The organism is Microbacterium sp. UBA3486 (assembly GCF_002377845.1).
GTDB classification, from domain to species: Bacteria; Actinomycetota; Actinomycetes; order Actinomycetales; family Microbacteriaceae; genus Microbacterium; species Microbacterium maritypicum_A.
Genome location: NZ_DFQP01000088.1, coordinates 1 through 26,840, shown reverse-complemented (window position 1 = coordinate 26,840; position 26,840 = coordinate 1). Strand labels below are relative to the sequence as shown.

The 26,840-nt window shown below is 68.5% G+C and carries 28 protein-coding genes, 1 tRNA gene and 1 pseudogene; 14 read left to right on the top strand and 16 right to left on the bottom strand.

The window, feature by feature from the left end; translation table 11 throughout:
* The first annotated feature begins 55 nt into the window (after window positions 1-55).
* Both B2869_RS14030 and B2869_RS14025 read left to right on the top strand, forming a co-directional pair.
* Window positions 56-658, top strand: coding sequence for an exonuclease domain-containing protein (locus B2869_RS14030; protein ID WP_021199560.1), 603 nt, complete (start codon window positions 56-58; stop codon window positions 656-658).
* A gap of 96 nt (window positions 659-754) precedes the next feature.
* On the top strand, window positions 755-2,050 hold the full coding sequence (locus B2869_RS14025) for a DNA recombination protein RmuC (protein WP_292767805.1): 1,296 nt from the start codon (window positions 755-757) through the stop codon (window positions 2,048-2,050).
* A 30-nt stretch (window positions 2,051-2,080) separates the two neighbouring features.
* On the opposite strand, the gene B2869_RS14020 is transcribed toward B2869_RS14025, so the two are convergent.
* Window positions 2,081-2,365, bottom strand: coding sequence for a hypothetical protein (locus B2869_RS14020; RefSeq protein WP_029260379.1), 285 nt, complete (start codon window positions 2,363-2,365; stop codon window positions 2,081-2,083).
* 180 nt (window positions 2,366-2,545) lie between these two features.
* Complete coding sequence (gene glpX / locus B2869_RS14015; protein ID WP_017828697.1) at window positions 2,546-3,532, bottom strand: class II fructose-bisphosphatase; 987 nt, start codon at window positions 3,530-3,532, stop codon at window positions 2,546-2,548.
* Window positions 3,533-3,717: 185 nt separating this feature from the next.
* Here glpX and fbaA point away from each other — a divergent pair, with 185 nt between their 5' ends.
* Entirely contained in the window at window positions 3,718-4,746 is a 1,029-nt protein-coding gene (fbaA, locus tag B2869_RS14010) for a class II fructose-bisphosphate aldolase (RefSeq protein WP_021199556.1), read from the top strand.
* A gap of 93 nt (window positions 4,747-4,839) precedes the next feature.
* Here fbaA and B2869_RS14005 read toward each other — a convergent pair whose 3' ends face one another.
* The 3 genes from B2869_RS14005 to B2869_RS13995 form a co-directional block, all read right to left on the bottom strand.
* A complete protein-coding gene (locus tag B2869_RS14005) occupies window positions 4,840-5,379 on the bottom strand; it encodes a DUF6264 family protein (RefSeq protein ID WP_292767797.1) in 540 nt (179 codons plus the stop codon).
* 247 nt (window positions 5,380-5,626) lie between these two features.
* Complete coding sequence (locus tag B2869_RS14000; RefSeq protein ID WP_167254585.1) at window positions 5,627-6,418, bottom strand: IclR family transcriptional regulator; 792 nt, start codon at window positions 6,416-6,418, stop codon at window positions 5,627-5,629.
* A 2-nt stretch (window positions 6,419-6,420) separates the two neighbouring features.
* Window positions 6,421-7,500: a 4-hydroxy-3-methylbut-2-enyl diphosphate reductase gene (locus B2869_RS13995; RefSeq protein WP_172889151.1), complete on the bottom strand. Its 1,080-nt coding sequence runs from the start codon at window positions 7,498-7,500 to the stop codon at window positions 6,421-6,423.
* Between the two features lie 66 nt (window positions 7,501-7,566).
* Here B2869_RS13995 and xseA point away from each other — a divergent pair, with 66 nt between their 5' ends.
* The 5 genes from xseA to B2869_RS13970 are packed head-to-tail and all read left to right on the top strand — an operon-like array spanning window position 7,567 to window position 11,841.
* Window positions 7,567-8,844: an exodeoxyribonuclease VII large subunit gene (xseA, locus tag B2869_RS13990; protein WP_292767789.1), complete on the top strand. Its 1,278-nt coding sequence runs from the start codon at window positions 7,567-7,569 to the stop codon at window positions 8,842-8,844.
* Between the two features lie 36 nt (window positions 8,845-8,880).
* Window positions 8,881-9,123, top strand: coding sequence for an exodeoxyribonuclease VII small subunit (locus B2869_RS13985; RefSeq protein WP_292767786.1), 243 nt, complete (start codon window positions 8,881-8,883; stop codon window positions 9,121-9,123).
* Window positions 9,120-9,764, top strand: a complete 645-nt coding sequence (locus tag B2869_RS13980; protein ID WP_021199550.1) for a DUF4245 family protein — start codon at window positions 9,120-9,122, stop codon at window positions 9,762-9,764. Before B2869_RS13985 ends, B2869_RS13980 begins: the two co-directional genes overlap by 4 nt.
* Window positions 9,761-10,450 carry a carbonic anhydrase gene (locus tag B2869_RS13975; protein WP_029266660.1) on the top strand — a complete coding sequence of 230 codons (690 nt, stop codon included), beginning with the start codon at window positions 9,761-9,763 and terminating at the stop codon, window positions 10,448-10,450. Before B2869_RS13980 ends, B2869_RS13975 begins: the two co-directional genes overlap by 4 nt.
* Window positions 10,447-11,841 (top strand): class II fumarate hydratase, encoded by a 1,395-nt coding sequence (locus tag B2869_RS13970; protein WP_021199548.1) that lies wholly within the window; start codon window positions 10,447-10,449, stop codon window positions 11,839-11,841. Before B2869_RS13975 ends, B2869_RS13970 begins: the two co-directional genes overlap by 4 nt.
* A gap of 63 nt (window positions 11,842-11,904) precedes the next feature.
* Here the strand turns inward: B2869_RS13970 and B2869_RS13965 are convergent, their stop codons facing one another.
* The 3 genes from B2869_RS13965 to B2869_RS13955 form a co-directional block, all read right to left on the bottom strand.
* Complete coding sequence (locus B2869_RS13965; RefSeq protein WP_373695383.1) at window positions 11,905-13,287, bottom strand: PhoH family protein; 1,383 nt, start codon at window positions 13,285-13,287, stop codon at window positions 11,905-11,907.
* A gap of 158 nt (window positions 13,288-13,445) precedes the next feature.
* Complete coding sequence (locus tag B2869_RS13960) at window positions 13,446-14,576, bottom strand: aminotransferase class V-fold PLP-dependent enzyme (RefSeq protein WP_292767780.1); 1,131 nt, start codon at window positions 14,574-14,576, stop codon at window positions 13,446-13,448.
* 55 nt (window positions 14,577-14,631) lie between these two features.
* On the bottom strand, window positions 14,632-15,411 hold the full coding sequence (locus B2869_RS13955; protein WP_029266653.1) for an isoprenyl transferase: 780 nt from the start codon (window positions 15,409-15,411) through the stop codon (window positions 14,632-14,634).
* A 97-nt stretch (window positions 15,412-15,508) separates the two neighbouring features.
* Here B2869_RS13955 and trhA point away from each other — a divergent pair, with 97 nt between their 5' ends.
* Window positions 15,509-16,240 carry a PAQR family membrane homeostasis protein TrhA gene (gene trhA / locus B2869_RS13950; RefSeq protein ID WP_292767777.1) on the top strand — a complete coding sequence of 244 codons (732 nt, stop codon included), beginning with the start codon at window positions 15,509-15,511 and terminating at the stop codon, window positions 16,238-16,240.
* 7 nt (window positions 16,241-16,247) lie between these two features.
* Here trhA and B2869_RS13945 read toward each other — a convergent pair whose 3' ends face one another.
* Complete coding sequence (locus B2869_RS13945) at window positions 16,248-16,547, bottom strand: hypothetical protein (protein ID WP_021199543.1); 300 nt, start codon at window positions 16,545-16,547, stop codon at window positions 16,248-16,250.
* A 67-nt stretch (window positions 16,548-16,614) separates the two neighbouring features.
* Here B2869_RS13945 and B2869_RS13940 point away from each other — a divergent pair, with 67 nt between their 5' ends.
* The gene (locus tag B2869_RS13940) at window positions 16,615-17,001 is read left to right on the top strand and encodes a DUF4307 domain-containing protein (protein ID WP_021199542.1); all 387 of its coding nucleotides are present in this window, start codon (window positions 16,615-16,617) and stop codon (window positions 16,999-17,001) included.
* Between the two features lie 99 nt (window positions 17,002-17,100).
* Complete coding sequence (gene greA / locus B2869_RS13935) at window positions 17,101-17,589, top strand: transcription elongation factor GreA (RefSeq protein WP_021199541.1); 489 nt, start codon at window positions 17,101-17,103, stop codon at window positions 17,587-17,589.
* A 68-nt stretch (window positions 17,590-17,657) separates the two neighbouring features.
* Here the strand turns inward: greA and ilvA are convergent, their stop codons facing one another.
* Entirely contained in the window at window positions 17,658-18,887 is a 1,230-nt protein-coding gene (gene ilvA, locus B2869_RS13930; RefSeq protein ID WP_029266649.1) for a threonine ammonia-lyase, read from the bottom strand.
* Window positions 18,884-20,080 (bottom strand): AI-2E family transporter, encoded by a 1,197-nt coding sequence (locus B2869_RS13925; protein ID WP_021199539.1) that lies wholly within the window; start codon window positions 20,078-20,080, stop codon window positions 18,884-18,886. The genes ilvA and B2869_RS13925 overlap by 4 nt, the downstream gene beginning before the upstream one ends.
* 87 nt (window positions 20,081-20,167) lie before the next feature.
* Between B2869_RS13925 and B2869_RS13920 the strand changes: the two genes are divergently transcribed.
* Both B2869_RS13920 and B2869_RS13915 read left to right on the top strand, forming a co-directional pair.
* On the top strand, window positions 20,168-21,421 hold the full coding sequence (locus B2869_RS13920; protein ID WP_292767771.1) for a winged helix-turn-helix domain-containing protein: 1,254 nt from the start codon (window positions 20,168-20,170) through the stop codon (window positions 21,419-21,421).
* Window positions 21,418-22,323, top strand: a complete 906-nt coding sequence (locus tag B2869_RS13915) for a hypothetical protein (RefSeq protein WP_292767768.1) — start codon at window positions 21,418-21,420, stop codon at window positions 22,321-22,323. Before B2869_RS13920 ends, B2869_RS13915 begins: the two co-directional genes overlap by 4 nt.
* Window positions 22,324-22,348: 25 nt before the next feature.
* Here the strand turns inward: B2869_RS13915 and B2869_RS13910 are convergent, their stop codons facing one another.
* The 3 genes from B2869_RS13910 to B2869_RS13900 form a co-directional block, all read right to left on the bottom strand.
* Window positions 22,349-22,915, bottom strand: coding sequence for a LemA family protein (locus tag B2869_RS13910; protein ID WP_021199536.1), 567 nt, complete (start codon window positions 22,913-22,915; stop codon window positions 22,349-22,351).
* 88 nt (window positions 22,916-23,003) lie between these two features.
* Window positions 23,004-24,317 (bottom strand): D-arabinono-1,4-lactone oxidase, encoded by a 1,314-nt coding sequence (locus B2869_RS13905; RefSeq protein WP_292767761.1) that lies wholly within the window; start codon window positions 24,315-24,317, stop codon window positions 23,004-23,006.
* Complete coding sequence (locus B2869_RS13900; protein WP_292767758.1) at window positions 24,314-25,561, bottom strand: alanine racemase; 1,248 nt, start codon at window positions 25,559-25,561, stop codon at window positions 24,314-24,316. Before B2869_RS13900 ends, B2869_RS13905 begins: the two co-directional genes overlap by 4 nt.
* A gap of 86 nt (window positions 25,562-25,647) precedes the next feature.
* Between B2869_RS13900 and B2869_RS13895 the strand changes: the two genes are divergently transcribed.
* Window positions 25,648-25,720, top strand: a tRNA-Leu gene (locus tag B2869_RS13895).
* A 24-nt stretch (window positions 25,721-25,744) separates the two neighbouring features.
* Here B2869_RS13895 and B2869_RS13890 read toward each other — a convergent pair.
* Together B2869_RS13890 and B2869_RS13885 are read right to left on the bottom strand one after the other, a co-directional pair.
* The gene (locus tag B2869_RS13890; protein ID WP_292767755.1) at window positions 25,745-26,410 is read right to left on the bottom strand and encodes a DedA family protein; all 666 of its coding nucleotides are present in this window, start codon (window positions 26,408-26,410) and stop codon (window positions 25,745-25,747) included.
* Between the two features lie 6 nt (window positions 26,411-26,416).
* Window positions 26,417-26,840 (bottom strand): annotated as a pseudogene (locus B2869_RS13885) (hypothetical protein); the annotation flags it as partial.

Here is a 26,840-nt window from a genome sequence, read left to right as displayed (position 1 = left end):
CCAGCATACGGCGAGTCTCCGACCCCTCTGCGAGCCGCCGGGGGAAAGTGGGGATGTGCCACTGGATTTCACTGCGATCGACTTCGAAACCGCGAACTCCAGTCCGGCGTCTGCCTGCTCCGTCGGTCTCGTCCGCGTGCGCGGCGGAGAAGTCGTCGCGACCACGGGATGGCTGATCCAGCCACCGCCAGGGCACGACGAGTTCCAGGAGTGGAACGTCCGCATCCACGGCATCCAGCCCGAGGACGTGCTGTCGGCCGCCACGTGGGTCGATCAATTCGATCGCCTGTGCGCGTTCGCCGGGGCCGACGTGCTCGTGGCGCACAATGCGGGCTTCGACCTCAACGTCCTGCGTCGCGCCTCCGAGGCGACCGGGCAGCTCTGCCCGCCCTACCGCTCGCTGTGCAGCCTGCAGGTCGCCCGCAAGACGTACACACTCGATTCGTATCGCCTGCCGATCGCCGCCGCCGCTGCCGGATTCGAGGAGTTCGCGCACCACGACGCCCTCGCCGATGCCCGCGCCTGCGCGCAGATCGTCATCGATGCTGCCGCGAGGGCCGGCGCGGCCGACGTGTTCGCACTCGCCGATGCCCTGAGCCTGCGCGTGACCGCCCCCGTCGCACCCGTCGCACCTGTTCTGGAGCGCGCCGTCGCCTGAACCGCCGCGCCTGAATCACCGCAGCGCGTACGACTCGTCACGCGGATCCGTGCGCGGCGACCCGGGAATGTCGGATGCCGGCCGCATCATGAACACATGGATGCTCTGGCTGTCGTTCTCCTCCTCGTCGCCCTCGCGGCGGGTGTCGCCGTGGGCTGGTTCCTCCGTGCTGGTCGCGGGGCAGCCGAACTCGCGCGTGCTCAGGCCGAGCTCGCGTCCGCGCGCGACGATCGCGACCGGCAGTACGACCTGTACCGCGACGCCGTCGAGCATGCGCGGAACGAGCAGCGTGCGGAGGCGCAGCGGGTGCAGCAGCAGAACGCCGTGCTGACCGCCCTGGCTCCGGTCCGCGAGAGTCTGCAGCAGATGCAGACCAAGGTCACGGCGATCGAGCGGGAGAGGCACGCCCAGTTCGGCACTCTCGAAGAGCAGTTGCGTCGTGCCCAGGAGTCCGACGAGGCGCTGCGGGCGACGACGGAATCGCTGGCCGGCGCTCTGCGTTCCACCGCCACGCGCGGTGTCTGGGGAGAGACCCAGCTGCGCCGCGTGGTGGAGGCTGCCGGACTCACCCGTCACATCGACTTCGACCTGCAGGCGACGATCTCCTCCGACCGCGGTCAGGGGCGACCCGACATGGTCATCCGCCTCGCCGGCGGCAGCTCGATCGCGGTCGACGCCAAGGTCCCTCTCGACGCCTACCTCGAGGCCTCCGCTCTCCCCGGGGGCGACGCGCGAGAGCCGCAACGCCGCACGCTGATGCAGAAGCACGTCAAGGCGGTCCGTGCGCACATCGACGCCCTGGCGAAGAAGGCCTACTGGGCGGGACTCGATGCCAGTCCCGAGTTCGTGATCTGCTTCCTGCCGAGCGAGTCGCTGCTGGCCGCCGCCATCGATGAGGACCCGACCCTGCTCGACTATGCGTTCAGCCGCCGGGTGGCGCTCGCCTCCCCCGTCAACCTCTGGGCGGTGCTGAAGACCGTCGCCTTCACCTGGACGCAGCAGGAGGTGTCGACCGAGGCGCGCACGCTGCTCACCCTCGGCACACAGCTGTACGACCGGCTGGGTACGCTCGCCGGGCATGCCGACGACCTGCGTCGGGCGCTGGAGCGCACCGTCGACAGCTACAACCGATTCGCCGGCTCACTCGAGACGCGCGTGCTCGTCACCGCCCGCCAGTTCCCGGGCGTCGATGCCTCTGCGCTCGCGACCGCATCTGCCACCACGGTGGGCGCGGCCAGAAGATTCACCGCCCCTGAGCTCATCACGACGGATGACACCGCCTCCGGCGATCATGCGTCGCAGACCAGCGGGATCGATGCTCTCGAGGCCACGCGTGGCGAGACGGTCCGCGCGGATGTCGGCGACGTGCGGAATCGACTCGACGAGGGATGATGCGGGCGGATCAGCGACCGAGGACGGCCCTCAGGCGATGCCGGGAACGCCGCTGAGCAGCAGGATGACGAGACCGCTGGTCGCGAGGAACGCGCCGATCATCCACCAGGCGCTGATCTCGTGTCCCTCGTCTCGACGCACACGGAAGAGCACGTCGGCCCGGCGAGCCGGATCGACCACCGAAGCGGCCGGTGTGGCGACGGGCGGTGCCGGAACGGATTCCGCATCGGCGCTCACCCGCAGGATGCGACCCGTGTTGGTCGTGATGATCTTCGTCGGGGCGGCCTTCGAGCCGCTCGTGTGCTGCGTTGTCATCTGTTCGCCCTCCTGTGCCTGCGGTGCCTGGCGGCTCCGTCGACGGCGACAAACCCAGTGACAATTGTGACACGGCGCCCCGGAGAACCGTGGATCGCGCCCCTGCCGGGCGATACCGGCTCGATAACGATGCCGCCGGCTCCCCGGCCGACGATCACGTGACGGTAGGCTCCCGAACGATCAGAGCCACTTCGAGACGAGGTGCTCCGATGCGATGCGCCGAAGGGTTCCGGATGCCCCGCGGAGCACGACGCTCTCGGTGTAGACATAGCCGCGCTCGCGACGGACGCCGGCGACGAGCTGCCCGTCGGTGACACCGGTCGCGACGAAGATCGTGTTGTTCCCCTGCACCAGGTCGTCCGCCTCGTAGACCTTGTCCATGTCGAGTCCGGCATCGATGCCGCGCTGACGCTCGTCATCGTCGCGGGGCCAGAGGCGACCCTGGATGTGCCCGCCGAGAGCCTTGATCGCACACGCCGTGACGATGCCCTCGGGACTGCCGCCGACCCCGACGCACATGTCGGTGCGCGCATCGTGACGGGCGGCGTTGATGCCACCGGCGACATCACCGTCGCTCATCAGACGGGTGCCGGCGCCGGCGTCGCGGATCTCCTGGATCAGCTGCTCGTGACGCGGGCGGTTCAGCACCGAGACGACGATCTCGTCGACGGGCTTGTCGAGCGCACCCGCGAGCTTGCGGATGTTCTCACCGATCGGCAGACGGATATCGACGACCCCGACACCTGCCGGGCCCGTGACGAGCTTGTCCATGTAGAACACGGTCGAGGCATCGAGCATCGTGCCACGATCCGAGACGGCGATCACGGAAAGGGCGTTCTGCCGACCGGCGGCCGTGAGAGAGGTTCCGTCGATGGGGTCGACCGCGATGTCGCACAGAGGTCCGCGGCCCGTGCCCACCACCTCGCCGTTGAAGAGCATCGGGGCGTTGTCCTTCTCCCCCTCGCCGATGACGACGCGGCCCTGGAAGTCGACCGTGCCGAGGAAGGCGCGCATGGCATCGACAGCCGCACCGTCCGCCGCCTCCTTGGCACCGCGGCCGATGAACGGCACCGCGCGTATGGCCGCGGCCTCCGTCGCACGCACCAGCTCCATCGCGAGGTTACGGTCGGGACGAAGAGGGCTCAGATCCGCTGTCAGACTCACCATGCGGTCAGCCTAGCCAGCGACGGGTCCGAATCCGGCCCCTTTCGGCCCTTATCCTGCGAAGGATTCGCGATTCTTAACAAGGAAGCAGAAGCCGTCTCGCGCACTGGAGGTCATGACTGCGGTAGAGGCCCACACGCCCCGATAGAGTGGCAGCTGTCCCGGCTTCCCCTATCGCAGGAGTTCTCATGCCCGTCGCCACCCCGGATCAGTACGCCGAAATGCTCGACCGCGCGAAGGCCGGCGGCTTCGCGTACCCCGCATTCAACGTCTCCAGCTCGCAGACGATCAACTCCGTCCTCCAGGGGCTGACCGAAGCCGGCTCCGACGGCATCATCCAGGTCACCACGGGTGGAGCCGACTACTTCGCCGGCCACACGGTGAAGGCCCGCGCCACGGGCGCCCTCGCGTTCGCCCGCTTCGCCACCGAGGTCGCGAAGAACTACCCGATCACCGTCGCACTGCACACGGATCACTGCCCGAAGGATGCGCTCGCGGGCTTCGTCGAGCCGCTCATCGCCGCGTCCGAAGAAGAGGTCAAGGCCGGTCGCAACCCGATCTTCCAGTCCCACATGTGGGACGGCTCGGCAGTTCCCCTCGCGGAGAACATCGAGATCGCGAAGGACCTGCTCCCCCGCATGAAGAACATCAACGCCATCCTCGAGGTCGAGATCGGCGTCGTCGGCGGCGAAGAGGACGGCGTGCAGCACGAAGGCTCGAACGAAGCCCTCTACACGACCTTCGCCGATGTCGACCAGGCCGTCCAGGCACTGGGCCTCGGCGAGCAGGGCCGCTACATCGCCGCCCTCACCTTCGGCAACGTGCACGGCGTGTACAAGCCCGGTGGAGTGAAGCTGCGCCCGGAGCTCCTCGGCGAGATCCAGGCCGAGGTCGCCGCCAAGTACAACACCGGCGCCAAGCCGCTCGACCTGGTGTTCCACGGCGGATCGGGTTCCACCGATGAGGAGATCGCCCTCGCGGTCGCCAACGGCGTGATCAAGATGAACATCGACACCGACACGCAGTACGCCTACACGCGTGCGATCGCCGACTACATGTTCAAGAACTACGACGGCGTCCTCAAGGTCGACGGCGAGGTCGGGAACAAGAAGCAGTACGACCCGCGCGCCTGGGGAAAGATCGCCGAGTCGGCGATGGCTGCCCGCGTGGTCGAGTCGACCCGTCAGCTCGGCTCGTACGGCCAGTCCCAGAGCTGATCGGTCGCGAGACGACAGAAGGGGCCCGGCATTCCTGCCGGGCCCCTTCTTCGTAGCCGAGGGGCGTCGTGCGTCGACGCCGACGGGATGAGGTCAGGGAGCCGTCATCTGCTCGAGGTGGGCGACGAACGCCGGATCGCTCATCATCGGCACCGCGATGCAGATCGACACCACGCCCATCGTGATGATCGCGCCGACGATCGGGAGCCACCAGGTGATCCGTCCTCGACGCAGGCGACGGATCGAGAGCGCGGCGGTGACAGACCATCCGACCGCGAGCACGATCGCGGCGATCGTCCCCCAGGTCTTCCCCTGCGCGAAGTTCGTGAACTCCCCTTCGATGCCGAGGACCTTCATCGTCTGGTTCATGACCGTGGGCAGGTCGAGGTAGGACAGACCGGTGACGACGATGTTGATCAGCCCGTAGGCGAGCATCGCGATCGTCGCGAAACGATCGAGAGGGTGCGATCGCTTCGTCGCGGGATCACTCGTCGAAGGACCTGCCTGTGGAGCAGGCGGCAGGGGCGTCGTGGGCGGTGCGATCACCACGTCTTCGAGCGGCGGCAGACCGGCCGCTCGTCGCTGCTCCTCGGGAGTCGCGATTTCGCCGTACCGGGGCCGTTGTTCACTCATCTCGCCATGCTAACGGCCCCACCTCCGGCCGGTTCACAGCCGATCGCCGCGGGAACGCGCGCCCGAAACGATAGCGGCCCCGGAGAAGTGGGGACTTCTCGGGGCCGCGGACGTGGAGCACTGGGGACGCTCCTCATCCAGATCGATCGCCAGCGCTGGGGACGCTGAAGGCGATCAGTAGCGTTCATGTATGCCGCTACTCTCCCCATAGTAGGAAAACGCATGCCGCAATACCAGGGGTCGTACTTCAGATAGTGAACTCCGCTCCGGAGCTCCCCTCGTCCAGCGCATCCGCCCCCAACTGCAGCGAGAGCTTCCGCGCGGTCTGCTGTAGAGCCGAGACGAGCGTGCGATCCACGACGGCCCGATCCGCCGGCAGTGATATCGCCAGGGACGCGGTGATCCCCGGCGCGATGACCGGCACGGCGACGCAGGTGGCGCCGATGGCGTATTCCTCCCGATCGATCGCCCAGCCCGGCGAGCGGTCCAGCTGAGTGAGCAGCGCCCTGCGGTCGGTGATCGTCCGCGGGGTGAGCTCCGGCAGACGGTGCCTCGAGAGGTAGTCCAGGCGATCGGCTTCCGGCAGGGCTGCGAGGATCTGCTTCCCCAACGCCGTCGCGTGGGCGCTCGACTGCAGCCCCACCCATAGTTCGATGCGGGGGTTGCGGACCGCGTCGACGATATCGACCAGGTGCATCTCCCCGTCGTCGAAGCGTGAGAGATAGGCCGTGGCACCCACGTCTTCCGTCACCTCGCGGAGCGCAGCGCGCACGCGGGCGAGGAACACGCCCCGCGAGCTGATCTGCTCCTGGAAAGACGGAAACCGGGCGCCGAGCACGACCCCGTCGGGTTCCGACGCGAGATACCCCTCGTGCACGAGCGTGCGCACCAGGTTGTAGGTGGTGCCCGGGGTCAGACCGGTGATCGCCGCGAGCATCTTGGGCGGAAGAGGACGAGGAGAGTTGGCGACGATGTCGACCAGCCGCAGAGCGCGTTGCACCGACCCGATGAGGGTGGGCTCCGCCTCCGCGGCGTTCACCGCTACGCGCCTCCTCCTGATGCACGACCGCCGAGTGCCCGCGCGTCGCGCTGTCCCGCAGCGTCCTGACGCAGTTCCTTGGGCAAGGAGAACATGAGGTCCTCCTCTGCCGTCTTCACCTCTTCGACGTCGCGGTAACCGGCGTCGCCGATCGCGTCGAGCACCTCGCGCACCAGGACCTCGGGCACCGAGGCGCCGCTGGTCACGCCGACGGTCTCGACGCCGTCGAGCCACTCCTGCTGGATCTCCTCGGCGTAGTCGACGCGATAAGCGGCCTTCGCCCCGTACTCGAGCGCGACCTCGACGAGGCGCACACTGTTGGACGAGTTCGACGAGCCCACGACGATCACGAGATCCGCACCGGCGGCGACCTTCTTGATCGCCACCTGGCGGTTCTGCGTGGCGTAGCAGATGTCGTCGGACGGCGGGTTCTGCAACTCGGGGAAACGAGTGCGCAGGCGGTTGACGGTCTCCATCGTCTCGTCGACCGAGAGCGTGGTCTGCGAGAGCCAGACGACCTTGTTCGGATCCTTCACGACGACCGTGTCGGCCTCTTCCGGAGAGTTCACGACCGTCACATGCTCGGGAGCCTCACCGGCCGTTCCCTCGACCTCTTCGTGGCCGTCGTGGCCGATGAGCAGGATCTCGAAGTCGTCCCGGGCGAAACGCACGGCCTCGCGATGCACCTTCGTGACCAGCGGGCACGTCGCGTCGATCGCGTGGAGTCCGCGATCGGCGGCTGCGTTCACGACCGCCGGCGAGACGCCGTGAGCGCTGAAGACCACGTGAGCGCCCTCGGGGACCTCGTCGACCTCTTCGACGAAGATCGCGCCCTTCTCCTCGAGCTCCGTCACGACATGGATGTTGTGCACGATCTGCTTGCGCACGTAGACCGGAGCGCCATAGCGCTCGAGGGCCTTCTCGACGGCGACCACGGCACGGTCGACGCCGGCGCAATAGCCGCGCGGTGCGGCGAGCAGAACGCGCTTGTGTCCGGCCACCGGGTTATCCTGAAGCCGCCCGGCCGCCGCACGCACTCGTGGAAGGCGGGGCACGGGGAGATGAACGGCAGTCGAAGTCACCCTTGAATTCTACCGTCGCACAGCTGTGCGCGGCCGGGGAGGTTCAGGGGCACGGAACGGGAGCGGATGACAGTCTTCGAAGCGACGACGGGCCAGGGCGAGACCCCTCCGGCCGATTCCGTCGCACCCCGCGACTCGACCGCTGACGCCCCCACCTCGGTCACGCGTCTGAATGCGACCATCCGCGACTTCATCGCCCGGTGGAACACCGTCTGGGTCGAGGGCGAGATCACCTCCTGGAACGTCCGCGCCGGCAACGTGTTCGCGCGGCTGAAGGACACCCGCTCCGATGCGCAGATCTCCATCCGGGTGTGGTCGAGCGTGCGCGGACGCATCCCGTCCGACATCGGCGTCGGTGATCACGTCGTCGCCGCAGTGAAGGCCGACTACTTCGTCAAGGCCGGCGACTTCAGCTTCGCGGTCTCCGCGATGAAGCACGTCGGGCTCGGCGACCAGCTCGAGCGGCTCGAGAAGCTCCGCGTGCAGCTGCGGCAGGAGGGGCTGTTCGACCCGGCCAGGAAGAGACGCCTGCCCTTCCTCCCGCACGTGATCGGTCTGATCACCGGTGAGCGGTCCGACGCCGAGAAGGATGTCCATCGCAATGCCGAGCTGCGCTGGCCGCAGGTGCGCTTCCGCACCGAGTACGCCGCTGTGCAGGGCGACCGCTGCGTTCCCGACACGCTCGCGGCCCTCGCTCGACTCGACGCCGACCCCGAGGTCGACGTGATCATCATCGCCCGCGGCGGCGGCGACCCGCAGACGCTGCTCGGCTTCAGCGACGAGAAGCTGCTGCGAGCGGTCGCCGCGGTCTCCACCCCGGTGGTGAGTGCGATCGGGCACGAGAACGACCACCCGCTGCTCGACGACGTGGCCGATCTGCGCGCCTCGACCCCGACCGACGCCGCGAAACGCGTCGTGCCCGACGTCGGCGAACAGCGTGCGCTCATCGCCCAGCTGCGGTCCCGCGCCACCACGCGGCTGACGCAGCGACTCACCCACGACATCGCGCAGCTGGAGCAATTGCGCTCGCGCCCCGTGCTGCGTTCGCCCGCGCCGATCATCGACGCACGGGCCCAGGAGATCTGGCTGCTGCTCGGACGCGGACGAGACGCCGTGAACCGACAGCTCGACGACGCCGGCCGCCGCACCGGCGAGCTCCGCGCGTCGCTGCGTGCGCTCTCCCCCGCGGCGACGCTGGCCCGGGGCTATGCCATCGCCCACCTCGACGGCGGCGTGATCCTGCGTGACGCCGCCGACGCGCCAGCCGGGAGCGCGCTCACGATCACGCTCGATCGGGGCTCGTTGAGCGCCCGCTCCGAGGGTGAGATCGCGGAAGACGCCTGATCCGAGCACCCGCGGCACACGACGTAAGATGGAGGAGTGAGCGCCCTGAACGACACCCCTGTGGACACGCTGTCGTTCGAGGCGGCCCGTGACGAGCTGGTCAAGGTCGTGGCCGAACTCGAGCAGGGTTCCCCGACGCTCGAACACTCCCTCGCTCTCTGGGAACGCGGTGAGGCTCTCGCCGCCCGCTGCGAGGAGTGGCTGCTGGGGGCCAAGCGCCGCCTGGATGCCGCCCGTGCCGCGGCATCGGACGCCGAGAGCCCGGCGGGAGACTCATGAGCAAGCAGCCCCCGATCATCGCCGAACTCGGCCGCCCCGAGACTCCGGACGAGACCGCCGCGCGCAAGGCCGCATCCAGCAAGGCCTACCGATCGAGCCAGACGGTGCGCAACCTCGTCGCCGCGCTGCTGGTCACTCTCGCCGTGGTCGCCGTCATCATCTTCGCCGTGCCTCGCGGCGCCCCCGTCGAGCAGAAGCCCCTCGACGTCGCCGCCGTCGCCGAAGGTGTGGAGTCCTCGATGGACCGCCCTGTCCTCATCCCCGAGCTCGGCGACTTCTGGCGTGCGAACGGTGCAGAGATGCAGGGTGGAGCCACCGTGGTGTGGGAGGTCACCCTCGCTCCCAAGTCCGACAAGGAACGTGGTTTCATCAAGGTCGCCCAGGCGTTCGACGCCGATTCCTCCTGGGCACCGCAGCGCCTGAACGGCATCGCCCCCACCGACACGGTGCGCATCGGCGGACTCGACTGGGACGTCTACAAGCCGGGCAGCGCCGAATCCAACGCGAACGTCACCTATGCCATCGGCACCCAGGCCGGCGACGACTACATCCTGCTCTACGGATCGCGGTCGGCGGATTCGACCGCTGAGCTCGCCGAGTCGCTCATTCCGCAGATCCGCACCATCTCGGAGGCTTCATGACGCACCCGCTGACCCCCACCGCCGCCTGGAAGCAGATGCAGGACGGCAACCGCCGCTTCGTGCAGGACGAGCCTCGGCACCCGAACCAGGACGTCGCCCGCCGCAAGGATCTGACAGCGGCCCAGCACCCGGTCGCGACGCTCTTCGGCTGCTCGGACTCGCGTCTCGCCGCCGAGATCATCTTCGACCTCGGCCTCGGCGACCTGTTCGTGGTGCGCAACGCCGGACAGGTGATCGGCGAGTCGATCGTCGCGAGCCTCGAATACGCCGTCGCGGTGCTCGAAGTGCCCCTGATCGTCGTTCTCGCCCATGACTCCTGCGGCGCCGTGCGCGCAGCGATCGACGGCACCGCGATCGACGCCGCTCCCCTGCCGCCGCACATCTGGAAGCTGATCGCCCCGATCGTCCCCGCGGCGCGGAAGGTGCTGGCCGAGAACGGCGGAACCACCGTCGCCGAGATCGACTCGGAGCTCGTCGGCATCGAACACCTGCGCAACACGGTGAGCGACCTGCTGCAGTCGTCCGAGATCATCAGCGACGCCGTCTCCGCGGGCCGCCTGGGCATCGTCGGCGCCAACTACCGTCTGGCCGAGGGCACCGCGGTGCCCGTGATCACGGTCGGAATCGACGCCGACGGCGTCACCACCGAGGGAACTGACCCCGCAACCGAGGAGGGTTCGGAATGACCGAGCAGGACTACCGCATCGAGCACGACACCATGGGTGAGGTGCGGGTGCCCGTGAACGCGCTCTACGGAGCGCAGACCCAGCGCGCCGTGGAGAACTTCCCGATCTCGGGCAAGGGACTGGAGTCGACGCAGATCGCCGCCCTCGCCCGCATCAAGAAGGCCGCGGCGCTCGCCAACAAGGAGCTCGGCACCCTCGACGGCGCCATCGCCGACGCCATCGCCCAGGCCGCCGATCAGGTGGCGTCCGGCGCCCATGACGGAGAGTTCCCGGTCGACACGTACCAGACCGGATCCGGTACCTCGTCGAACATGAACATGAACGAGGTGCTGGCGACGCTCGCGACACGCATCCTCGGCGCGACGGTTCACCCCAACGACCACGTGAACGCCTCGCAGTCGTCCAACGACGTGTTCCCGACCTCGGTGCACATCGCGGTCACCCAGGCCCTCATCGACACTCTCATCCCCGCGCTCGACCACCTTGCCGTCGCCCTCGAGGCAAAGGCGGAGCTGTGGAAGGACGCGGTCAAGTCCGGTCGCACGCACCTCATGGACGCGACGCCCGTCACGCTCGGCCAGGAGTTCGGCGGTTACGCCCGCCAGATCCGCCTCGGCATCGAGCGCGTGCAGTCGGCCCTCCCCCGCGTCGCCGAGGTCCCGCTCGGCGGCACCGCAGTCGGCACCGGCATCAACACCCCGCTCGGCTTCCCGCAGAAGGTCATCGCGCTGCTGGCAGCCGAGACCGAACTGCCGATCACCGAGGCCAAGGACCACTTCGAGGCGCAGGCCAACCGCGACGGTCTCGTCGAGGCCTCCGGCGCCCTGCGCACGATCGCGGTCTCGCTGACCAAGATCAACAACGACCTGCGCTGGATGGGCTCCGGCCCCAACACGGGTCTCGGAGAGCTGCACATCCCCGACCTGCAGCCCGGATCCTCGATCATGCCCGGCAAGGTCAACCCGGTCGTGCCCGAAGCCGTGCTGATGGTGTGCGCGCGTGTGATCGGCAACGACGCGACCGTCGCCTGGGCCGGCGCATCCGGATCCTTCGAGCTCAACGTCGCCATCCCCGTCATGGGCACGGCCGTGCTCGAGTCGATCCGTCTGCTGTCGAACGCCTCGCGCGTGCTCGCGGACAAGACGATCGACGGCCTGCAGGCCAACGTCGAGCGTGCCGCTGCCTTCGCGGGCATGAGCCCGTCGATCGTGACCCCGCTGAACAAGCTCATCGGCTACGAAGCCGCAGCGAAGATCGCCAAGCACTCGGTCGCCAAGGGCATCACGGTGCGCGACGCCGTGATCGACCTCGGCTACGTGGAGCGCGGCGACCTCACCCTGGAGCAGCTCGACGAGAAACTCGACCTGCTGTCGATGACGCACCCGGGCTGACCCATAGCGCGAGACAGCGGATGCCGCGAGGACTCTTCCTCGCGGCATCCACTGTTTCCGTCGTCAGCTGAGCTCTCCACCCTCCAAGAGCTCGGTGACGAGGGCGGCGATGGCCGAACGCTCGGAGCGCGTCAGAGTCACGTGCCCGAAGAGGTCGTGCCCCTTCAGCGTCTCGATCACGCTGGCGATTCCGTCGTGACGTCCGACCCGGAGGTTGTCGCGCTGACCGACGTCGTGGGTGAGGATCACTCGGGAATTCTGGCCCATCCGACTCAGCACCGTCAGCAGCACGTTGCGCTCGAGCGACTGGGCTTCGTCGACGATCACGAACGCGTCGTGGAGGGAGCGGCCGCGGATGTGGGTCAGCGGGAGCACTTCGAGCAGTCCGCGCTCGATGACCTCCTCGATCACGTTTCCCGACACCACCGAGCCCAGCGTGTCGAACACCGCCTGACCCCAGGGCCCCATCTTCTCGCCCTGGTCGCCGGGAAGGTAGCCGAGCTCCTGCCCGCCGACAGCGAACAACGGCCGGAACACGATGATCTTCTTCTGCTGCTGCCGCTCCAGCACCGCTTCGAGCCCGGCGCAGAGCGCGAGCGCCGACTTGCCGGTACCGGCACGTCCGCCGAGGGAGACGATGCCGACCTCCTGATCGAGCAGCAGGTCGATCGCGACGCGCTGCTCGGCAGAGCGGCCGTGCATACCGAAGATGTCGCGGTCTCCTCGTACCAGTCGGTACTCGCCGTCGCCCGTGACCCGGCCGAGCGCGGAACCGCGCTCGGAGTGGATGATCAGTCCGGTGTTCACCGGGAGACCGCGTGCCTGCTCGCTGATGCCGACCTCGCTCTCGTAGAGGTCGCTGATGTCATCGCCGGAGAGGTCGAGCGTCGAGATGCCGGTCCACCCGGAGTCCACCGCCTGCTCGGCCAGATACTCCTCAGCGCGCAGGCCGAGAGAGGCGGCCTTGACGCGCATCGGCAGGTCCTTCGAGACGATCGTGACGTCCTGCCCGTCCTGCGCGAGGTGCATGGCGACCGAGAGGATGCGCGTGTCGTTGTCGCTGAGGCGGATGCCGGCGGGGAGCACGGAGGAGTCGGTGTTCGCGAGCTCGACGCGGAGCGTGCCACCCTCGCCGACCTCCACCGGGAAGTCGAGCCGTCCATGCTCGATGCGCAGATCGTCGAGGTGGCGCAGGGCCTGCCGCGCGAAGTAGCCGATCTCCGGGTCGTGGCGTTTGCCCTCGAGTTCCGTGATCACGACGACGGGAAGGACGACCGAGTGCTCCGCGAAACGGAAGAACGCCTGCGGATCGCTCAGCAGGACAGAGGTGTCGAGGACATACGTGCGCAGATCCTGATCCGGATCGGCGGACGATGCCCGGCTCGACGTCTTACGGGTGGACTGCTGCGCGGTGCTGGTGGCCTGCTGCGCTGTACGTGTGGTCACGACCCACTCCCGACCCGGGGAATCCCGGCTATTCGAACGAGTCGACCAGGGGGTCACGAGTCGTCAACCTGAGGCCGACTCGAACGGGCGCCTTGCCCGATGCCTAGAACGTACGACCGTGCGGGTGATTAACCCGAATTCGACACGCCAATGATTCGTTACGCGCTGATGAACGTCTCGTTGCCGAACGCCCGCAGAGCATCGTCGAGGAGCTCGAATGTCGCGGCGTCGGTGCCCGCGTGCGGCGCGATCCGCACCGAGGCACCCCGTGCCGTGACGACCACTCCGGCGTTGGCGAGTGCCGCGGCGAGTCGCGCGGGCTCCTCCGGAGCGAGCGCGACGATGCCCGCACGCTGGCCGCGCTCGCGCGGGGAGCTCACCTCGATGCCGTGGCGGTCGGCGATCTCGATCACGGTGTCGACGTTCTGGGCGAGCCGCTCCTCAATCGAGACGACGCCGGCATCACGCACGTCACGGACGCCGATCGCGAGTCGGCCGGCCGCGAGCGTGTCGGGCTGGCTCACGGTGAAGGCGCGGGCCGACGGCGCCGGCGCGGGCAGTTCGTCGACGAAAAGCCCCGCAGCCGTCGTGCCGGTGATACCGGACAACACGGGGGTGATGCGCTCCCGTGCGCGGGGCGAGAACCACGCGAAGGCGCTGCCACGACCCGCGCGCAACCACTTGTAGCCGTGTCCGACCACCACGTCGGCAGCGGAGTAGTCGGCGTCGATCACACCGAACGACTGGACGGCGTCGACGATGAGCAGGCGGTCGGGCCCGATCGCCTCGCGAAGCGCCGCGAGATCGACGCGGAATCCGGTGCGGAAGTCGACGTGGCTCACCGCCAGAGCGACCACCTCGTCATCGAGGGCCTCGATCACGGTGTCGGGTGTCACCCGCCCGTCGTCGGGTGTGATCCAGCGCGGTGCAACCGTTCGATCCGATGCCGTGGATGCGCGTTCCAGGGTCAGACTCACGCTCGGGAATTCGGCGGTGCTCGCGACCACGTCACCGGAGAGACCGAACAGCGCGTGCATGAGCCCGTGGGTCGACGACGGCTGCAACGTGACATCGTCGGCCTCCGCGTCCAACAGCTCGGCGACGAGCTCCTGGGCCTGACCGATGCGCTCGGCGACCAGGGAGAGCGATGACGGCCGCCCGCTGCCGAGCAGATCGGCGTCGGCGAAGACCTCTTCACGGACGGACGGCGACAGCGGACCGAAGGCCGCCCAGTTCAGATAGCCGGACTCGGTGTCGAACGTGTCGACATAGTCCTGGAAAGTGCTCACTGCGTCATTGTGGCACGGCTCACAGGTCCCTGGTCCCCGGCCTCCCGACACCCGTTCAGCGCCCGAAGCGTCGGTCCCGATCGGCGTAGTCGCGGATCGCACGGAGGAAGTCCACCTGTCGGAGATCAGGGCCCAGCGCCTCGACGAAGTAGAACTCGCTGTGCGCGCTCTGCCACAACAGGAAGTCGCTCAGCCGCTGCTCCCCACTCGTGCGGATCACCAGGTCGGGGTCGGGCTGACCGCCGGTGTAGAGGTGCTCGCCGATCATCTCGGGCGTGAGATGGGCGGCGAGGTCTTCCAGCGTCCCGCCGGATGCCTCGTGCTTCGTGATGATGCTCCGCACCGCGTCGACGATCTCATTGCGTCCGCCGTAGCCGACGGCGAGATTCACGTGCAATCCGGTGTGATCCTTCGTGCGCTTCTCGGCGTCGGAGAGCACGCGCGCGAGTTCGGCCGGGAGGATGTCGGATCGGCCGACGTGCTTGACCCGCCAGTTGCCTTCACGCGACAGAGCCTCGGCGAGTTCGGCGATGATCTCTATGAGGTCGGCGAGCTCCGCGGAATCGCGCTTTCGCAGGTTGTCGCTCGAGAGCAGATACAGCGACACCACGCGCACACCGAGCTCGTCGCACCAGCCGAGGAACTCGCGCATCTTGGCGGCGCCCGCCCGGTGGCCCTCTGCGGGCGTGTCCAGTCCGAGCTGACGCGCCCAGCGACGGTTGCCGTCGATCATCATGGCGACGTGATGCGGCACCCTGCTCGGATCGAGGTGGCGACGCAGCCGGCTGGTGTAGAGCCGATACAGCGGCCCTCGCCCCGGGCTCTCGCGTGACATCACCTCCCTACGCTACCGTGCCGAGGCGTGCGGCATCGTGTGTGCACGCTGGGGATATGTGCCCTGTGGGGTATGCGCGTCGGCTTAGAGTGAGCACGTGAGCACTCCCGAGCCCTCCGGCCCCGATGTCCCCCAGCTGCCCCTGCTCGAAGCGGCCGCCGTGGATGCGGCGACCGAGGTCAAACCGACCTGGCGCGGATGGATCCACGCCGGCACGTTCCCGGTGGCTCTGATCGCGGGCATCGTCCTCATCGTCGTGGCCGACGGCGCCCCGGCGAAGTGGGCCTCCGCCGTGTTCATGCTCACCTCGCTGCTACTCTTCGGCAACTCGGCGCTCTACCACCGCATCGACTGGCGGCCGAAGGTGAAGGTGCTGCTCAAGCGCATCGACCACGCCAACATCCTGCTGCTGATCGCCGGTACCTACACTCCCCTGGCGGTTCTGGCGCTCCCGCCCTCGAAGGGCGTACTGCTCCTCTGCCTGGTGTGGGGCGGAACCCTCGTCGGCATCCTTTTCCGGGTCTTCTGGATCCACGCGCCCCGCTGGCTCTATGTCGCCCTGTACCTGCTGCTCGGCTGGGCAGCCGTGATGTACATCGTCGACCTCATGAACGCGAACTTCGCGATGATGGTGCTGGTGATCGTGGGAGGCCTTCTCTACACGGGGGGCGCCGTCGTCTACGCGCTCAAGAAGCCGAACCCCTGGCCGGGGCACTTCGGGTTCCACGAGATCTTCCACGTGTGCACGGTGCTCGCGTTCCTGTGCCACTGGACCGCGTGCCTGCTCATCGCGCTGTCACCGCTGTCGCCTTCGCTGGGCGCACCGTGACGGTCGATCAGCGAGCGGGCGTGTCGCCTTCGCCCTCCGCTGAGGTCGTGCCGTCGGCTGTGGATTCGTTCGCTCCGGGTGCAGCGGCACCGCCCTCGGCCCGCGCCGCTTCTTCGGCGTCCAGCTCGTCACGCACCTCTTCGCGGTACCGGACCCGGCGGATGCGACGGTTCATGTCCCAGATCAGCAGGATCACCGCGATCACGACCACGACGATCGCGGCGAAGCCGACGAACCCCGGGGTGACCGACACCGGATCGACGGTCATGCTCGGCGTCGGCATCGGGGTCTCGGACAGAGAGAACATGAATCGGCCTTTCGTACGCAGGTCGCATAACCTGGTAACACCAGCCTAACGACCGGAAGACCCACCTGTGACGACCGCACAAGAGCTCGACGAACGCTATGGCCGAACCCGACGACGCCGGACGCCGTGGATCATCGGTGGCGTGATCGCGCTGTTGATCGTGGGCGCGTTCAGCTGGATGACCGTCGCCCAGTCGATGGCGTCCGTCGACGCGGACGACCTGGGCTTCGAACTCGTCGACGAGCACTCCGTGAACATCAGCTTCCAGGTGACCGGCGTGCAGGGCAAGGATGTCGTGTGCGCCGTCGAGGCACTCGACGAGGAGTTCGGCGTGGTGGGTTGGAAGATCGTCGAGATCGAGGCCGGAGACAGCCACTCCCAGGCCCGCTCCGTCACCATTCCGACCGTCTCGGCGGCCACCACAGGTTTGGTGAACGCCTGCTGGGTCGCTTAGACTCGTGCCAGACAAGACGACGCCCCGGCACCGTGCCGGGGCGTCTTGGCATATCCCCCTGCAGCATGCCGGAGGGATCCCGAAAGAAGGAGCTTCGTCATGTCCACCGATGCTCAGGTTCCCTTCCTCACGCAGGAAGCGTATGACCGGCTCGTCGCCGAGCTGGAGCACCTGTCCACCTTCGGCCGCGACGAGATCGCCAAGCGCATCGAGGCGGCCCGCGAAGAGGGCGATCTCAAGGAGAACGGCGGATACCACGCCGCCAAGGACGAGCAGGGCAAGCAGGAGGCGCGCATCCGCACTCTCGAAGGCCTGCTGAAGACCGCCAAGGTCGGCGAGGCTCCTGCCAGCCGCGGGATCGTCGAGCCCGGCACCGTGGTCACCGCCCTCGTCGCGGGCGGTGAAGAGGTCTTCCTCCTCGGCAGCCGTGAGATCGCGGCCGGCAGCGACCTCGACGTGTACAGCGAAGCCAGCCCCCTCGGCCAGGCCATCCTCGGCCTGAAGGTCGGCGAGAAGTCCTCCTACGAGGCTCCCAACGGGCGCTCGATCAGCGTCGAGATCGTGAACGTCGAGACCTACACGGGCTGAGCATCCTGTCAGAAGCGCCCCCGCATCCTGTCGGACGCGGGGGCGCTCTGCGTGATCGATCGGTGTGCTCAATCGGGGACGAGGATGGGCTCGAAGCCGGCGCGGCGCAGCGTGTCGAGCGTGTGCTCCGAGTGCTCGGGTCCACGCGTCTCGACGCTGAGCTCGAGGATGACCTCGCTGATCTGGAGGCCGTGGCCGTGGCGGGTATGCATCGCCTCGATCACGTTCGCACCGGCCTCGGCGATGAGCTCCGACACGCGGGCCAGCTGGCCGGGACGGTCGGGCAGAGGGATGCGGATCGTGAGGTAGCGACCGGAGGCGGCGAGTCCGTGGGAGACCACGCGCTGCAGCAGGAGCGGATCGATGTTCCCGCCTGACAACACGGCCATCGTGGTCCCCGTGGCCGACACCTTGCCGGCCAGGATCGCCGCCACACCGGCCGCACCGGCGGGCTCCACCACGACCTTCGACTGCTCGAGCAGGATGAGAATGGCCCTCGCCAGGTCGTCGTCGGAGACGGTGACGACTTCGTCGACGAGCTCTTTGATGATGTCGAAGGGGACGGCGCCCGGGCGAGCGACCAGGATGCCGTCGGCGATGGTCGGTCGCGTCACGATGTCGACGGGCTCTCCGGCCTCGAGCGAGGGCGGGACCGCTGCCGCGTTCTCGGCCTGCACGCCGATGATGCGGACCGTGCGCCCGAGCTCGGCGGCGCGTGCCTTCACCGCCGCGGCGACGCCGGCGATGAGACCTCCCCCGCCGATGCCGAGCACGACGGTGTCGACGTCGGGTGCATCTTCGAGAAGCTCGAGACCGAGCGTTCCCTGCCCGATCACCACGTCGCGGTGATCGAACGGGTGGATCAGCACCGCCCCCGTGCGCTCCGAGAACTCGGCGGCGAGACGCAGCGATGTCGCCACCGTCTCGCCCTCCAGCACGACCTCCGCTCCGTAGCCACGCGTGGCGAGCAGCTTCGGCACGGGAACGCCCAACGGCATGAAGATGGTGGCGGGGATGCCGAGCTCCTGCGCGGCGAGCGCCACTCCCTGCGCATGGTTTCCCGCGGACGCCGCGACCACGCCGCGCGAGCGCTCCTCGGCGCTCAGCTTCGACAGCCGGTACGCCGCCCCGCGGATCTTGAACGACCCGGTGCGCTGGAGATTCTCCATCTTCAGCAGGACGGGGGCTCCGAGGATGTCGGAGAGGGCTCGCGAGGGCAGCGTCGGCGTGTGCGAGATCACCTCAGCCAGACTCTGAGCGGCGTGCTCGAACTCGGTCAGGCTGGGGACTGCGCTCATCGATTCCTCCGTCTCCGCTCGCGCGGAACTGTGCTCCAGATAAGGTCTCCGCTCGGCCCGACGCCGGTTCGCCAGGAGCCCGAGCTGATGGTCACCGCGGCGACATTGACGAAGGCCGCCAGCGGCACAGCGAAGAGGGCGCCGGGGATGCCGGCGATCATCGCGCCACCCGCCACCACGAGGACGACGGCGAGCGGGTGCACCTTGACCGCAGAACCCATCATGATCGGCTGCAGGATATGCCCCTCGATCTGCTGGACGGCGAGGACCACCACGAGCATCCAGAGCGCGATCCACGGACCGTTGTACACGAGCGCGAGGAACACGGCGACGGCACCGGTCACCACCGCACCCACGATCGGGATGAACGAGCCGAGGAAGACGAGCACGGCGACCGGGAGCGCGAGGGGCACCTGGAGGAGGAACGCCCCGAGGCCGATGCCGATCGCGTCGATGGTGGCCACGAAGAGCTGGGTGCGCGCGTAGTTCACGATCGTGGTCCAGCCGTTGCGCGCGGCACCATCGACGGCCGGGCGGGCGCGACGCGGGAAGATCTTGAGGGTCCAGCGCCAGATCCCCGCACCATCGGCCAGCAGGCAGATGAGGATGAACAGCGCGAGCAGGGCGCCCGTGGCGACATGACCGACCGTCGTGCCGATGGCGAGCGCGCCCGTCCAGAGGACCTGCGCCTGCTCGCTGATGAGATCCAGACCCTGCTGGAGGTAGTCGGCGATCTGCGTGTCCGAGAGGTTCAGCGGACCGTCGTGCAGCCACACCTGGAACTGATCGAACGCTTCGGTCGAGCGCGCCTGCACGTCGGGAAGCTGAGCCCGCACCTGCCAGACGACGAGCCACATCAATCCGGTGACGATGGCGGCCGTGCCGATCAGCGAGAGAGCGATCGCCAGCCAGCGCGGAAGACCACGTCGCAGCATCCACGAGAACGCCGGCCACAGCAACGCCGTGATGAGGATGCCCACCATCAGCGGGATGACCAGGAGCTTGAGCAGCATCACCAGCCAGATGAAGACGCCGATCGCGGCGGCGATCAGGAGCAGCCGCCAGGCATATCCCGCCGTTATCCGCAGGGGCAGGGGCACCGCCTCGTCGGCCTCGGTCGTCACGGTGCGGTCGGTGGAGACCGGGCGCGGACGGAACAGATCTCGCAGCCGGGGTCGCTGGTCCTCGCTCATCGCCCAAGTCTACGGTCATGCCGTATGCCGTCGGACGCATCTTTCCTCCGAGGGTGGCATGTCGGCGGTCGGAGATAGCCTGGCCGTGTGACCGACACCCTCAGCTCCACCCAGGCACGCCGCATCGCTCTGGCTGCTCAGGGCTTCACCCGCACCCGCCCCGCATCGGTCACGGGCCGGCACGTGCACCGGGTCATGGACCGGCTCGGGGTGCTCCAGATCGATTCGGTCAACGTGTTCGCCCGGTCCCACTACCTGCCGCTGTTCTCGCGGCTCGGCGCATATGAACCCGCTCTCCTCGACCGCGTCTTCCTCTCCCGCACGACCCACTACGTGGAGTACCTCGCGCACGAGGCGACCTTCATCCCGATCCAGGACTGGCCGCTGTGGCGGTTCCGCATGGAGGACTTCCGTCGGCGGTGGGCTGGCGACGACTCATGGATGAGCAGCAACGCGCGCACAGTGCAGTGGGTGCAGGACGAGTTGCGCGCGCGTGGGCCGCTGCGGCCGGCCGACCTCCGCGCCGATGCACCCCGAGAGCGGGGAACGTGGTGGGACTGGGACGATGTGAAGCTCGCCCTCGAACACCTGTGGCGTGTCGGCGACGTCGCGATCAGCGGGCGCCGCGGTTTCGAGCGCACGTATGCGCTGGCCGAGCATGTGATCCCCGACGGCATCCGCTCGGAGGAGGTCTCCCGCGGCGATGCGATTCTCGAGCTGACGCGTCGCGCGGCCCGTTCGAGCGGTGTCGCGACGCAGTCCGACCTCGCAGACTACTACCGGATCCGCGACCGGGCGGCCGTCGCCCGCTCGATCGCCGACCTCGCCGATGCGGGCGAGTTGCGGCCGGTGCAGGTGCGCGGCTGGGAACGTGGCGGGCGTCCGCTCGCGGCCTGGCGGCATCGCGACGCGGTGCTTCCCCGGGGAATCGATGCGGCCGCGATCCTGACCCCGTTCGACCCCGTCGTGTGGTTCCGCGATCGAGCACTCCGCGCGTTCGAACTCGACTACCGCATCGAGATCTATGTGCCGGCGGAGAAGCGTCGGTACGGCTATTACTCCTTGCCCGTCCTCGTCGGCGACCGCATCGTGGCGCGGGTCGACCTCAAGGCCGACCGCGCGACGTCGACGCTGCAGGTCCAGTCCGCCTGGTGGGAACCGCAGGCGCGCCCCGGCGATGCGGAACCGATCGCGGCAGAGCTCACCCTCGCGGCGGAGTGGCAGGGTCTGGAGAACGTCTCGGTCTCCGGCTGGGGCGACGCCACCGATGCCCTGCATGCAGCGCTGGCGAACAGCCGTGCCGTGGGCCGTCATCTGCATGCGCGGGAGAACCGGACGTGAGAAGGGCGCGCTGGTGGCTCATCGGCGGTGCCGCTGGACTCGTCCTGGCCGCCGCGGGCCTGTGGATCTGGCAGTCGACAGCCCATTCGTCCACTCCCGAGGAGGCGGCACTCGACTACCTGCACGCCCTGGAATCCGGCGACCCCGATGCTGTGGCAGCCACCGGGATGAAGGTCTCGACGACCGCCCTCGACGCGTTCGACGCCGCGACCTCACTGATCGAGGATGCCAAGGTCACGCGCGTCCGTGAAGACGCCGACGGAGCATCCGCCGTCGTCGACATCTCCTTCCGCCTCGACGGCGCGTCGCAGGAGGCGCAACTGAGCCTCGGCGCCGTGGAGGACCGTTGGATCGTCGACTCCGCGGGTCTGGGCAGCCTGACCATCGAATCGAGCATCGGCTCCGACGTGGCGATCGGCGACGCGACCATTCCGGCAGGGAAGGGTATTCCGCTGCTGCCTGCGACCTACACCGTGGCTGTCGCGCCGACGACGCTGCTCGACGGCGAGAGCTCGGTGTCGGTGCTGCCCGGCGCGAAGACCACGGCGACGGTCGATGTCGCCGTGCGCCCGGAAGCGACTGCTGCCGCACAGGACAGTCTCGACGAGCTCCTCGAGACCTGTACCGCCCCAGCCACCACGGAGGCGGAGGGCTGCGGAATCCGAATCCCCTGGGGGACGGAGTTCCGCGAGGTGACCGGCATCCGCTATCGGATCGACGAGTCACCGACCATCACGCTGTCCCCAGCCGGTTTCACAGCGGAGGGTGGAGTTCTCGTGGCCACCGTCACCGGGACCGGCCAGAACGGCGAACCTCGCACCACCACGTATCGCACCGACTCCTGGAGCCTGCGCGGCGATGTCTCATTCACCGCCGACGGTCTCGTGCTCTCACCGTGGTGAGAGGGGTCTGGTCAGGCGGAGGTCATCAGAACTGCACGCGCGGTGGCTCGGAGATGGCGCTGCTGTCGGCGACCTCGAAGAACTCCCGCTCGGAGAAGCCCAAGCCCTTCGCGAACAGGTTGTTCGGGAACACCTTGATCTTGGTGTTGAGCTCGCGCACACCGCCGTTGTAGAAACGGCGTGCGGCCTGGATCTTGTCCTCGGTGTCGACCAGTGCCTGCTGCACCTGGAGGAAGTTCGTGCTCGCCTGCAGCTGCGGGTACGCCTCGGCGACCGCGAACAAGCTGCGCAGAGCCTGTTGCAGGTGTCCCTCGGCGATGCCTGCTTCCCCGGGGCCTCCCGCCGACAGCGTCTCGGCACGCGCGCGAGTCACGTTCTCGAAGACGGCCTTCTCATGGGAGGCATATCCCTTGACCGTCTCGATCAGGTTGGGGATGAGGTCGGCTCGTCGCTTCAGCTGCACCGTGATTCCGCTCCACGCCTCATCGACGCGGACGTTCAGCTGCACCAGCGAGTTGTACGTGGCCCACAGATAGATGCCGACGAGCAGGATCACTCCGACAACGATCAGTACCGGCACGAGCCATTCCATCAGAGGCCCACCCTTCCTCGTGTTTCTCTCATCCTAGACGCGCAGCCTGCACGTGGACTGGGCATGCCCGGCGACGACCGCAGACCGATCAGCTGCCGAGGACCCGTTCGAGATAGCGGTTGGCGAATCGACGTTCGGGGTCGAGGCGATCGCGCAGCGTGACGAAATCGTCGAACCGCGGGTACCGCTCCCGGAGCGTCTCCGCGGTCAGCGTGTGGAGCTTGCCCCAGTGCGGGCGTCCCCCGTATTCGTGCATGATCTCTTCGACGGCACCGAAGTACTCCGTGGGGTCGGCTCGCCAGTACCGGTGCACGGCGATATAGGCGCTGGCACGCCCATGGGCCGTCGACAGCCAGCGGTCGTCGGCGGCCGCGAACCGCACCTCGATCGGGAACTCGATCCGCCACCCTCGTCGGTCGATGAGCGCCCGGACCGCCTGGAAGGCGGCCACGGCGTTCTCGGCGGGGATCGCGTACTCCATCTCGCGGAATCTCACGGTCCTGCTCTGGATGAGCACCCGGTGCGACAGCTCGGTGTATTCGCGATCGCCCGTGAGCTTGACGGCGAGCCGGCTGAAGGGGGGAGTGATCGCGGGGATGACCTGGCCCGCCGCGCACACCACGCGATACACGCCGTTCGAGAGCAGGGTCTCATCGACCCATCGCCCGACCGGCGGGAGCGGCTTGCGGACCGTCGCCTCCGGCATGCGCGTCTGGCGCTTGGTCAGGGCCACATCGGTGTGAGGGAACCAGTAGAACTCGAAGTGATCGGCTGCAGCGACGCGCTCGTCGAGGCTGGCCAGCACCTCGTCCAGGGCCACCGGCTCGTCGATCGCGTGCATGACGAACGCGGGCACGCACTGGAGAGTCACCTCGACGATGATGCCGAGCGCGCCGAGGCCCAGCGCCACGGCGGGCAGGAGCTCGCTCTCGTGCTCCTCGTCGATGCGGAGGAACTCGCCGGCCGCCGTGACCATCGTGACACCGACCACCTGGGTCGCGATGCCGCCGTACCCGGCTCCCGTTCCGTGCGTGCCCGTCGATATCGCACCGGCGATCGACTGCCGATCGATGTCGCCGAGATTCTCCATCGCGAGCCCGTAGGGCGCGAGCAGAGCCGGGATGCGGTGCAGCCGAGTGCCGGCGAGCAACGTCACGCGCCCGGTGGCGGCGTCCGCGGAGACGAGGCCCTGCAGGTCGTCGAGCTCGAGCAGGACGCCCGGGGCCACCGCGATGCCCGTGAAGCTGTGACCGGCGCCGACGGCTTTCACCGGCAGCCCGTGCTTGACTGCGGCGATCACCGCGCGCTGCACCCCCTCCGGGCTGCGCGGACGCTCCACACGCACGGGTCTGACCGAGGCCGAGCGGCCCCAGTTCTGCCAGGTGCCGCCGATTCTCGTCACAGGAAGGCCTTTCCCTCGCCGCGGTAGGTCGGCAGCTCGTCGATGATCTCGTCGCCCGAGACCAGGTGGTAACTCTCGATGCGCTCGGCCGGTTCGCCGCTCTTGGCATGGCGGAACCAGACCCGGTCCCCCACACCCAGCGACGTGGCCGTCGGACCCTGGAGCGGTGTCTGCACTTCTCCGGCCGCTTCCCGGGAGAGCGTGTGGAGCCCCTCCGGCCACACGGCACGCGGCTGACGGGACCCGACTGCGGGTCCGGAGGCGATCCAGCCTCCGCCGAGCACGGTGGCGATGTCGACGGCCGGCCGCCGCACCACGTCGAACGCGAACGCCGAGGCTGGAGCAGGTCGGAACGAACGGTACCCGTCGAACAGATGGCCGCCCAGGAGCCCGCTCCCCGCACTCGCCTCGGTGAGGGACTCGTCGCTTCCGGTGAACTCGAGCGATCCGGTGCCACCGCCGTTGAGGATCTCCAGCGGAGCGATCGCGCCGACGGCGGAGACGATGGCTGCCCGGCGTTCCCGCAGTTCATTCCGCGAGCGCGCCTGCACCATCCGGATCAACGGCGCATCGGGGCCGGCGTCGTCGCCCTGGCCCGCGATCTGCGCGTCGTACATCTGCAGTCCGACGAGTCGGAATCCTGGCCGCGCGACAACCTTGCGAGCGAATGCCGCCACCTCTCCGGCGCTGAAGAGCGCCGAACGACGCACGCCGATGTGGCCGAGGAGCGACGAGCGCCAGGAGGCGTCGACGTCGATCGCGACGCGGAGTTCGGGGCGCGACCCCGGGCCGGCGACGCTGTCGATCAGATCGAGATGCACGAGGTCGTCGACCATCAGGGTGATGCGCTGCGCGGCCTGCTCATCGGCGAACAGCCGCTCCAGTCCCCGGCGATCCACGGTCGGATAGCCGAGCATGATGTCTTCGTGAGTCTCGGCGAGCCAGAGCGCTTCCTCCAGCGTGAAGGCGAGGATGCCGTGGAACCCGGGCAGCGCGAGCACGGCATCGAGCACGGAGCGCACGCGCACCGACTTCGAGGCGACACGGATCGGCAGCCCGCCGGCCCGCACCAGAAGGTCCATGGCGTTGTAGCGGAGTGCCTCCCGGTCGATCACCGCAACCGGGGCGGGGAGATGACCGGTCGCGGCGGACAGGCGCGGCCAGTAGCGGGCCGGGTCCTCCCACTCGGGGGCGACCGCGGGCGCACCATGGACGGGGCTCAGTTCGTCGATGAGGTCGAGCACTCCCCCACCCTAAGGCCTCATCGGACTCGGGATCACCCCCTGCGGCACCGCGTCGCATGCGGGCACGGCGATAGGCTGGCGGCGAGGCCCCCGTAGCCCAATGGCAGAGGCAGGCGACTTAAAATCGCTTCAGTCTGGGTTCGAGTCCCAGCGGGGGCACACCGGGGTTCGGCCCCCGCCCTCTCAGTCTGCGACGTCGACGGTTTGCTTCTTCTCGCCCGAGGCCTCACGGATCCTCCGCACGATCAGGACGACGAGTGCGATCGCGATCGCCGAGTACACGACGTAGTCGAGGTAGCCGAGATACTGCTCCAACTGCTCGTGCTGCGTGCCCAGCGCTGCGCCGACGCCCAACAGGAGCGTGTTCCAGAGGCCGCTGCCGATGACCGTGTAGATGCTGAACGTCACGAGGTTCATGCGGGATGCGCCCGCGGGGATCGAGATGAGGCTGCGGACGCCGGGGACCATCCGCCCGACCAGCACGGTCCAACCGCCGCTGCGCACGAACCAGTCCCCTCCCCGCTCGAGGTCGGACCGGCTCACCAGCCGAGTGGCCGCCAGCATGCGCACGGCCCGATCCATGCCGATCGCGGCACCGAGCCCGTACAGCAGCAGCGCACCCAGCAGGGACGCGAGAGTGCTCCAGAAGATCAACCACCCCAGGTTCAGGGCACCGCTCTGGCTGAGATACCCCGCGAACGGCAGGATGACCTCGCTCGGGATCGGGGGCACCAGGACTTCGAGGAAGACCAGCACGCCCACCCCGATATCCCCGAGTGCGGTGAGGACGTCGGCCGCGAATCCGGTGAGCCCGGTGAAGCCGTGATCGGCGGCAGCAGTGAGGACCATCCGCGATCAGCGCCCGAAGATGTCGCCGATACCGGGGATGCCGAGATTGCCGAGTTGCTCGCCCCACCCGCTCGCCGCATCGCCCAGCCCCGACACGGTCTCGCCGGCCGAACCCAGGAGCTCACCGGCTCCTCCCGTGAGCGACTCGACGTCGATGCCGGCGGCCAGGGACTCGACGTCGATGCCCTCCGCCATCGCGCCGAAGTCGACGCCGATGTTCGCGGCCTGCTCCAACAGGGGCCCCGCCACGGTGCTGAGGACGGCCCCGCCCGCCACCACGCCGAGCAATCCGACGGCCGCGCCACCAGCCGCGACCGCCGCACCACCGCTGCCGGCTCCACGCACTCGCGACAGCAGTCCGCGCATCCGGCCCGGCTTCATGGCCTCAGCACGTCCGGCGGCGCGGGCGAGGTCGTCCGCCGACGAGGAC